We start from the raw sequence: 8,271 nt of genomic DNA, 5'->3' as shown, positions 1-8,271 counted from the left end.
AGCTCGGGTTTGGCGCTGCCGTCATCGGCGCGGGCGGTGGTTTTCAGGCTTTGTGCATCGACGTCGTTGCGCCCGGCGATGACGTTGAGTTCGCGGGCGTTGATTTGCGCGTTGATCCTGGCCGAGCGGGTGATGATGTCGAAGCGGTCGACGTTGCTGGCGTTCAGGCCTTCGCCATCGATGGTCACGGCGCCGCCATCGACCTGGTAGCTTTTCAACTGGCCGGTCGGGTCGATGACCGGCTTACCCGTGGTCAGGGTCACGTTGGGCGTATTGATAAAGCCGCAACCGCTGCACGTCACGCCGTACGGGTTGGCCACGATGACCTTGGCCGACTGCCCCGCCACTTCGGTATAACCGCGCAACTGACTGGCGCTGCCGCCGTTGACTTCGTTAAGAATGACGCTGGCCGCGCCGCCCTTGAGGTTGGGGTTGCCGACAATGATCCCGCCCAGTTGGGTGTTTTGCAGCGCGCCGTTGGCGTTGTTGAGAATCACGCCGTTGGGGCCGACGTTGTACTGCTGGAACTGGTTATGGGACAAGCCTGCGCCGTTCGGTGTGGCGATGTTCACCACCGGCACGCCATTGCCCGCCGCGCCCACCGTGGTACCTGGCGCACTGACCACGATGCCCTCGGCCTGGGCCAGCAGCGGCTGCCAGAACAGCGCGTTGGCGAGGATCAGCGCCAGCCCGCGTTTGGGCAGGCCGAAGAACGCGTTTCGCGGCTTCAGGGCGGCGGAAGGTTGGCGGGCCAGGAAGGCAAATTGTCGAACGTCCATTTTCAGTTTCTCGCTGCGGCGCAACGTTGAATTACAGGAACAAATCCAGGCGGAAGTAGATCGGCGCTTCGCGCTCGGTGACGACTCCGGGTTTTTCCAGCGAGTGGGCAAAGGTCACGCTGGTGCTGACGTTCTTGCCTCGGGCGAACAGCTCCAGGGAGTTGCTGGACACGCGGCCATGAACGTTGTCGTTGTAGCGGTCGTTGCGGATCACGCCCTGGTCGTAGCCGACGCTGGCGCCGTATTCGAAGAAGGCCGGGCGCATCCAGTCGAGGGTCACCGGGCGCGCCCAGCGCACTTCGTTGCGCCAGTAGCCGCCGCTGTCGCCGGTCAGCAACTGGTCCTTGAAACCGCGCACCGAAGCCGAGCCGCCGAGGCTCATGCGCTGGGGCGAGAACAGCGGGTCTTCACTGCGTTGACCGGTGGCCAGGCTGCTGAAGCTGAACGACTCGCCCCACAGACTGAACGGTTGCAGGTAGCTGACGGTGGCGGTGTATTTGCGGTAGCGCGAGTTCGGCTGGCGGCGGCCGAAGGCGTCGCGCTCTTCCTGGGACTGGGCGTCGAGCAGGCCGATGCCGTTTTGCATGCCCAGGTCCAGGTTGACGAAGGCTGTGCCGATACGCCGACCGTGGTTGACGCCCAGTTGCAGTTCGCTGAGGCGGTTGCTGCTAGGCGCGGTGCGCACGTCGAGGATGTAGTTGTTGGTGCGCAGGTGCGCGAGGCCGACGTTGACCGAGGTCTTGCTCACGTCATCGCGGTGGATGACCCGTTCGGCGCGCAGTTGGTGGTTCTGGTTGTCGCCGTCCTGCTTGTATTTGAAGTCGTCGGTCACGCCGAAGGTGCGGTAGTCGCTCTCGCTGTAGGTGTAGCTGAAGTTCCACCAGCCCCACGGCACGTTGTAATAGAGCATGGTGTTTTTCGAGGTTTTCTGGTGGTCGCTGATGGCGTCATGGCCGCCGCGCAGAATCAACTGGTCGCCCAGGCCCAGCGGGCTGTCCCATTCAAGGCCGGCGCCCCATTGCTGTTCGCCGGTGCTTTTCTGGCCGTCGTTATTGCGCGACAGGCTGGCGCGCCAGGGCTTTTGCGCGGTGTTCTTGACCACCACGTCGCTGCCGCCGACTTGCTTGCCGGGGGTCAGTTCCATCTGCGCCTGTTTGGACGGCAGACGGTTGAGCTGGTCCACCAGTTGCTCGATTTCACGCAGGTTCAGCGCTTCGCCGACCTTGCCGGGAAAGGCCATGGCCAGTTCGCGTTCGGTCACGGTGCTGCCTTCGGCGCTGCGCAAGGCTTCGAGCTTGCCTTCCACCACCAGCACTTGCAGGTGGCCGGTGGAGAGGTCTTGCTGCGGCAGGTAGGCGCGGCTGGTGACGCGGCCTTTGCCGAGGTAGTAGTCGGTGATGGCCTTGAGCAGGTCGTTGAGCTGGGACACGCCCAGGCATTGGCCGACATAGGGCTTGAGCAGGCGCTCGCGCTCGGAGGCCGGCAGGCTGTCGGCGCCTTTGAGTTCGATGTCTTTGATCGGGAAGCAACGGGTGTCGGCGGGCGCGGTGGGCGCCTCGGGTTTGGCCGCTTTGCCGGGCAGGTCTTGAAGTTCCTGGAGACGCCGCTGCTGCTCTTCGAGCAGGCGGTTCTGCCGATCGCGGATCAGGTCCTGGTCCCCGGGCGTGGGGGCGGCGAATGCGCTGTTCAGCGTGAAGAAAGTCAGCAGGCAGACGCCCAGCAGCCGAGTCCATGGCAGGAGCAAGTACATGTTCGATCCGTCGATTTACAAAGGGCGGCAAATTAACATCGAAGCATGCGTCATGCCAATATCCCGACTGCTTTATCGGCAGGCGCCTTAAAAACAACTAACCGACTGATTTTTAAATAAAATCTTATTAAGCATCGGTATCTTGCCTGGCGATTCCGATAGACGGTAGCAATGATCTAACTGATGAGTAACGGTAACGCGCCGAGCGTCGCTTCAGATGCTTTCTAAAAAGGGCTTCTCAGTTGAGCAGAAACACCATCAACGCATTGTCATTCAACCGCCCCTGAAAGCTCGGCGCCAACGGCTCGACCGGCGACCCCTTCAACAGCGCCGCGTCCTTGCGCGCCACAATCACCCAGGATGGCCGGGGCAATGTGGCGAGCTTTTCCAGTTCGTTACGCCCGACGAAAAACGGCTGTTCATCGTGGTCCAGGTTCATCATGTAGCGCACCGCCCAGGTGTCCCGGCCCAGGTCGACAAATACCAGAGGGCCCGGCTGCGCATCCCGCAACGCCTCCACCTGGCTGACAAACTCCCGCGTATCGAACTGAAGATCCTTGGCCGGCTCGATGACGGTGACCAGCAGCAACCACTGCGCCGCCAGGGCGATCATGCTCAGCCACACCAACCGCCCGGCCCGACGCCACGCCACCAGCGCCGCCACTTGCATCAGCACAAGCACGCCGATCAATAACGGCATCGAAACATCAGGCCAATAGCCGTGCTTGTGCCAGGCATACCGACACGCAAACACCACCACCACGCACAGCGCCGGCAGCGCGACGACGAGCCCCTCGTAGCAGCGGCGCACGCCAACGAGCCAGCCTTGCGCCTGAAGCAGCCCGTAGGCCGCCACAGCAGCAAACATCGGCACCATGGGCAGGATGTAATAGGCACGCTTGAAGTGCGGTACTGACAGGCCGAGCAAAATCATCAAGCCGCACGCGCCGAGGCGTATCAGCAACTGCACATCATCATTGACCCAGCGCTGCGCCCAGCGGTGACGCAGCGCGATCAACGTCGCCAGGGCCAACGGCACCACCGGGAAGTACCGGTACAAACTCAGCTGAAAGTAGAAGTAAAACGGCTCGCCGGACTCATCCAGCCGCCCACCGACCTGCATCTTGAACACCTCATCGGCAAAGGCATCGCCCCCGCTGATTCGGGCGAGTTTCATCAGCACCCACCAGCACGCCAGCAGCATCAACAAGCCGACCACGCCGTGAACCAACACCTGCCTGACCCGCTCCCCCGGCCGGCCCAGCGCCCAGTACACACATGTCACGCCACACACCTCGATCAACCCCAGCGGCCCACGAATCGCGAAGGCCAAGACAAACAAGGGGAAAACCGCGAGTTGCCTGAACCGTGAGCCCAACCGCTCGCCACTGTGCAGCAGGTAGAAACTGCCGACGCACAGCAGCGCGACCATCTGGTCCAGGCACACCGAGCGCGACTTTTCGAGCAGTTGGGTGGTGAGCAGAGTCAGCAGCACCGTCAGTAATGCCCAGGGCCGGCTGGACGGTGCCAGCAGGCGATAGATCAGGGCAACTACCCCCGCCGAAGCGAGCGCGGTGGGCAGCACGTTCGCCAGATGGTTCGGCGCGTCAAACAGCCGGGCAAAGACAAAACTGAAGAACGTCGCAGTGCCGGGGTAATCCGCGTACGGCTGGCCGTAGGTGGTAGGGAAAAGACTCGCGCCGTGGCGAAACATTTCCTGCAGGAACAACGCCCATCGTCCGTCGAAGCCCTGAGGCTGCTGATCCCAGATACCCAGGGTGAACAGCAACAAGGCGATCAGAAAGATGCCCAGTGACTCCAGGCGAAAGCGGCTGCGATGATCCATCGGGTGACCTGTCAGGTGGGAAGCGCGGGCTTATGGTGCCGACCACCCCCCTGAACAGCGTCTGAACGAACCTGCACATTCATGCATTAGCGACTGGCGCGCCATACCAGGGCCGGGATCAGGCGGATGTAGATCAACTGCGCAACCAGTTCGACCAATGTTTGCAGGATCACCGCCGTCGCGGCCAAACCGCGTGTACCTTCAGGCAACGCCAGCGCCAGGGGCAACACCACCAGGGAATTGCGGGTGGATGCGCTGAACGTCACCGCACGCGCCGTTGCCGCCGGCAGTGCGAACAGCCGCGCGGCCAACATCCCCATCAGCGGCGCCAGCAGCGCGAAGCATGCGTAGATGGGCAGCACAGGCACAAGCAGGCGGATATCCCGAATCACTGATGTGATCTGCGATCCGATCACTACAAACAGCACGAGGGCCATCGCCGGCACCGGCAACCAGGCCCAGGCGCTGTTCCACCGGTTGATCAGCAGTGATCGTCGCGCGTAAAAAGCCGTCAACGCGGCCAGCAGCATCGGCAGCGCGATCAACAACAGGAACGCTTCGATAAACGGCGCGGCCGCGATCACCACCTCCGAGTGCGCTCCCAGCATCAACCCCAGATACACCGGCAGCAGGGCCAATTGCACCAGTAACAGTAACGGCGTGGCCGCCAGCATCAACCGCGAATCACCTTTGCCGATGTGGGTAAACACCACCACGTAATCGATACACGGCGTCAGCAATACCAGTAACGCGCCCACCAACAGCGCAGGGTGCTCCAACAGGCCACGGGTCAGCGCCCATACCAGCAAGGGCACCAGGATGAAATTGGCCAGCAGCAACGCCAGCATAAAGCGCTGGCTGCCCCAGCCACGGCGCAGGTCGAGAAAAGGGATTTGCAGGAACATCGCGTACATCAGTACCGCGATGGCGGGCGTAACCAGTACGCCGAGGCCCTGAGCAAAAGACGGCGCGAATGCACCATAGAGCGCGGCCAGCAGGGTGGCGGCAAAGTAGAGGGGAATCTGATTGTGCTCAAGGGTGTCGCGGGTCATGAAGACGCTCTGGCAGGTGGCGAAAGCCAAGCCTATTCATCTATTGCCCGGTGGTCGAGTTGGATGTGCGAGCAAACCTGCTTGGGATTTCCCCCAACCTGCGCTTCAATACCTGCCCCAACCCCAAGGACGTTACGCCCATGGCCTCGCCAAACAAGCAGCAAAAACGCGCCCAGCGGGCAAAAACCAAGGCCAAGCAAAACCGTACCCAGCGCGCCGTCGCCACCAAGCCGGATGCGTTCGCCGGCGACGACAGCCGAATCGACCTTGAATCGGTGGACTTGACCGAGTTGTTCGTGGAGATGCGCACGGCGGGCGAAACCAGCCAGCAGGCGCTGTGTGCGGTATTCCTGGCGCACCCGCTGCTGGCACTGGTGCTGGAACAGGAAGGCGAAGAGGAAGCGACCGACTTTATCCTGGCCGCGCTGATTGAATATCGGCAATGGGCCACTGACAGCGATGACGAGACCGCCGCATTGGCATGGATCGAATCGCCGCAGTTCCAGGCGGACTACGTCGCCGCATCCCAAGCGCTGGCAAACTCAGCAGAATGACACATACAAATGTGGGAGGGGGCTTGCCCCCGATGGCAGTGGGTCAGTCACCTATTTGTCAACTGACCCACCGTTATCGGGGGCAAGCCCCCTCCCACATTTTTTGATCTACATGTTGTCAGTTCAGTACGGGAGCGCCGGCTCTCTGGGCCTTGCGACGACTGGCTACAAACAGCCCCGCCAACACCACCAGCAAGCTCAGAACGCCCGTCGCGATGATTTCGACCCGATGGGCCTCCTGGAACAGTTCACCCGCTGCCAGACATTGGCATGGATCGAATCGCCGCATCCCAAGCGCTGACGAATTCAGCAGACTGACGCATATCAATGTGGGAGGGGGCTTGCCCCCGATGGCAGTGGGTCAGTCACCTATTTGTCAACTGACCCACCGCTATCGGGGCAAGCCCCCTCCCACATTTTGATCTACATTTTGTCAGTTCAGTACGGGAGCGCCGGCTCTCTGGGCCTTGCGGCGACTGGCAACAAACAGCCCCGCCAACACCACCAGCAAGCTCAGAACGCCCGTCGCGATGATTTCGACCCGATGGGCTTCCTGGAACAGCTCACCCGCCGCCGTACATTGGCGTGGATCGAATCGCCGCATCCCAAGCGCTGACGAATTCAGCAGACTGACGCATATCAAATGTGGGAGGGGGCTTGCCCCCGATGGCAGTGGGTCAGTCACCTATTTGTCAACTGACCCACCACTATCGGGGCAAGCCCCCTCCCACATTCTTTGATCTACATGTTGTCAGTTCAGTACGGGAGCGCCGGCTCTCTGGGCCTTGCGACGACTGGCAACAAACAGCCCCGCCAACACCACCAGCAAGCTCAGAACGCCCGTCGCGATGATTTCGACCCAACGGGCTTCCTGGAACAGCTCACCCGCCGCCGTACATTGGCGTGGATCGAATCGCCGCATCCCAAGCGCTGACGAACTCAGCAGACTGACACATACAAATGTGGGAGGGGGCTTGCCCCCGATGGCAGTGGGTCAGTCACTTATTTGTCAACTGACCCACCGCTATCGGGGGCAAACTGAGCTGGTCTAATAGTCCCGGACACCTCAATAGGTGAAACTACACCTATTGAGGAGTATTCCATGACCAAGAAGTACAGAAAATTCGACGCCGCTTTCAAGCTAAGAGTCTGCAAGATGATTGTTGACCAAGGCCTGAGCGTGAACTCCGTTTGTACCGATTTAGACTTGAGTGACACTGCCGTGCGCCGCTGGGTCCAGCAGTACCAAGCCGAGCAGTTAGGTGGTACAGGGATTGGTAAACCGTTAACCAGCGAGCAACAGCGTATTCGTCAGCTTGAGCAGCAGATCCGCGAGCTGAAGACTGACAACGATATATTAAAAAAAGCTACGGCCTTCTTTGCCCGCGAATTGAAGTGATCCACCAATTGGTTCACCAAATGCAATGCAAGGCCTACCCGGTAATACGTATCTGCCGGGTTTTGCGGATCAGCCGTTCGGGGTTCTATGAAGCTCGTCAGCGGTCTTTTAAGCCAAAAGCTGTCTGTCCGGTTGCAGCTCAGGTCAAAGCTACGTTCATGACCAATGAGCACTGTTATGGCAGTCGTCGGGTGATGAAAGCACTGCGTAGCGATGGCGTATCCATTGGGCGGCACAAGGTCCGTCGGCTGATGAAACAACAGGATTTACGCCCGATCTGGAAGCGCAAGTTCGTTCATACCACCAACAGTAATCATAATTTCCCGGTAGCTGAGAACCTGCTCAACCGCCAGTTTAACCCCGAGCAGATCAACCAATCATGGGTTGCTGACATCACTTATATTCGCACTCGAAGCGGCTGGCTGTACTTGGCGGCTGTCATGGATTTGTATTCACGCAAGATCGTAGGCTGGTCCATGGCTCCGCATATGCGCGCAGAGTTGGTGTGCAGTGCTATGCAACTAGCCATCACACAGAGACAGCCTAAACCGGGTCTGATCGCGCACTCAGATCGGGGCAGCCAGTATGCAGGCGCTACTTACCAAGCCATGCTGACACGACATGGCTTGCGCTGCAGCATGAGCCGCAAGGGCAACTGCTGGGACAACGCAGTCATGGAACGTTTCTTCTTGAACCTGAAGATGGAGCGTGTTTGGAGGAAGGACTATGCCAATCATGATGAAGCAATCAGGGACGTCACGGATTACATTGTGCGGTTCTACAATGAACGACGAATGCATTCATCGTTAGACTATTTGCCGCCCAATCAGTACGAGCGGCAAACAGCCTGAAAACACCGATTGAGGTGTCCGGAAAAAGTTGACCACCTCA

The 8,271-nt window shown here is 60.1% G+C and carries 8 protein-coding genes; 2 read left to right on the top strand and 6 right to left on the bottom strand.

The genetic code is table 11. The features are described from left to right. The 4 genes from BFP96_RS06820 to BFP96_RS06805 all read right to left on the bottom strand — a co-directional run. A partial coding sequence (locus BFP96_RS06820) for a filamentous hemagglutinin N-terminal domain-containing protein (protein WP_139113355.1) occupies positions 1 to 779 on the bottom strand: 779 nt, incomplete at its 3' end. A gap of 31 nt (positions 780 to 810) precedes the next feature. Then, on the bottom strand, positions 811 to 2,529 hold the full coding sequence (locus BFP96_RS06815; RefSeq protein ID WP_065935885.1) for a ShlB/FhaC/HecB family hemolysin secretion/activation protein: 1,719 nt from the start codon (positions 2,527 to 2,529) through the stop codon (positions 811 to 813). Between the two features lie 238 nt (positions 2,530 to 2,767). Next, positions 2,768 to 4,375 carry an ArnT family glycosyltransferase gene (locus BFP96_RS06810; RefSeq protein WP_065935884.1) on the bottom strand — a complete coding sequence of 536 codons (1,608 nt, stop codon included), beginning with the start codon at positions 4,373 to 4,375 and terminating at the stop codon, positions 2,768 to 2,770. Between the two features lie 86 nt (positions 4,376 to 4,461). Continuing rightward, on the bottom strand, positions 4,462 to 5,427 hold the full coding sequence (locus BFP96_RS06805) for an arsenic resistance protein (protein WP_065935883.1): 966 nt from the start codon (positions 5,425 to 5,427) through the stop codon (positions 4,462 to 4,464). A 140-nt stretch (positions 5,428 to 5,567) separates the two neighbouring features. Between BFP96_RS06805 and BFP96_RS06800 the strand changes: the two genes are divergently transcribed. Beyond that, positions 5,568 to 5,981 (top strand): hypothetical protein, encoded by a 414-nt coding sequence (locus tag BFP96_RS06800; RefSeq protein WP_065935882.1) that lies wholly within the window; start codon positions 5,568 to 5,570, stop codon positions 5,979 to 5,981. A gap of 433 nt (positions 5,982 to 6,414) precedes the next feature. Here BFP96_RS06800 and BFP96_RS30835 read toward each other — a convergent pair whose 3' ends face one another. Next, entirely contained in the window at positions 6,415 to 6,585 is a 171-nt protein-coding gene (locus BFP96_RS30835) for a hypothetical protein (RefSeq protein ID WP_158254501.1), read from the bottom strand. A 147-nt stretch (positions 6,586 to 6,732) separates the two neighbouring features. Next, complete coding sequence (locus BFP96_RS30830; protein WP_163003415.1) at positions 6,733 to 6,903, bottom strand: hypothetical protein; 171 nt, start codon at positions 6,901 to 6,903, stop codon at positions 6,733 to 6,735. Between the two features lie 180 nt (positions 6,904 to 7,083). On the opposite strand from BFP96_RS30830, the gene BFP96_RS06785 reads away from it, so the two are divergent. Further along, positions 7,084 to 8,231 (top strand): IS3 family transposase gene (locus BFP96_RS06785; protein WP_122582746.1). Its coding sequence is split into 2 segments (ribosomal slippage): positions 7,084 to 7,339 and positions 7,339 to 8,231, totalling 1,149 coding nucleotides; the frame shifts between segments, so codons are not numbered across the junction. Positions 8,232 to 8,271: the final 40 nt, after the last annotated feature.

Origin of the sequence: Pseudomonas sp. 34 E 7 (genome assembly GCF_900005715.1) — a bacterium.
In the GTDB taxonomy this organism is placed as follows: domain Bacteria; phylum Pseudomonadota; class Gammaproteobacteria; order Pseudomonadales; family Pseudomonadaceae; genus Aquipseudomonas; species Aquipseudomonas orientalis_A.
Note: the sequence above shows the minus strand (reverse complement) of the source record. Positions and strands in the feature narration are given on the sequence as shown.

Excerpts from the sequence above, each read along its gene's own strand:
- BFP96_RS06815 (WP_065935885.1), bottom strand. The coding sequence starts at position 2,529 with ATGTACTTGCTCCTGCCATGGACTCGGCTGCTGGGCGTCTGCCTGCTG.
- BFP96_RS06810 (WP_065935884.1), bottom strand. The coding sequence starts at position 4,375 with ATGGATCATCGCAGCCGCTTTCGCCTGGAGTCACTGGGCATCTTTCTG.
- BFP96_RS06805 (WP_065935883.1), bottom strand. The coding sequence starts at position 5,427 with ATGACCCGCGACACCCTTGAGCACAATCAGATTCCCCTCTACTTTGCC.
- BFP96_RS06800 (WP_065935882.1), top strand. The coding sequence starts at position 5,568 with ATGGCCTCGCCAAACAAGCAGCAAAAACGCGCCCAGCGGGCAAAAACC.
- BFP96_RS30835 (WP_158254501.1), bottom strand. The coding sequence starts at position 6,585 with ATGCGGCGATTCGATCCACGCCAATGTACGGCGGCGGGTGAGCTGTTC.
- BFP96_RS30830 (WP_163003415.1), bottom strand. The coding sequence starts at position 6,903 with ATGCGGCGATTCGATCCACGCCAATGTACGGCGGCGGGTGAGCTGTTC.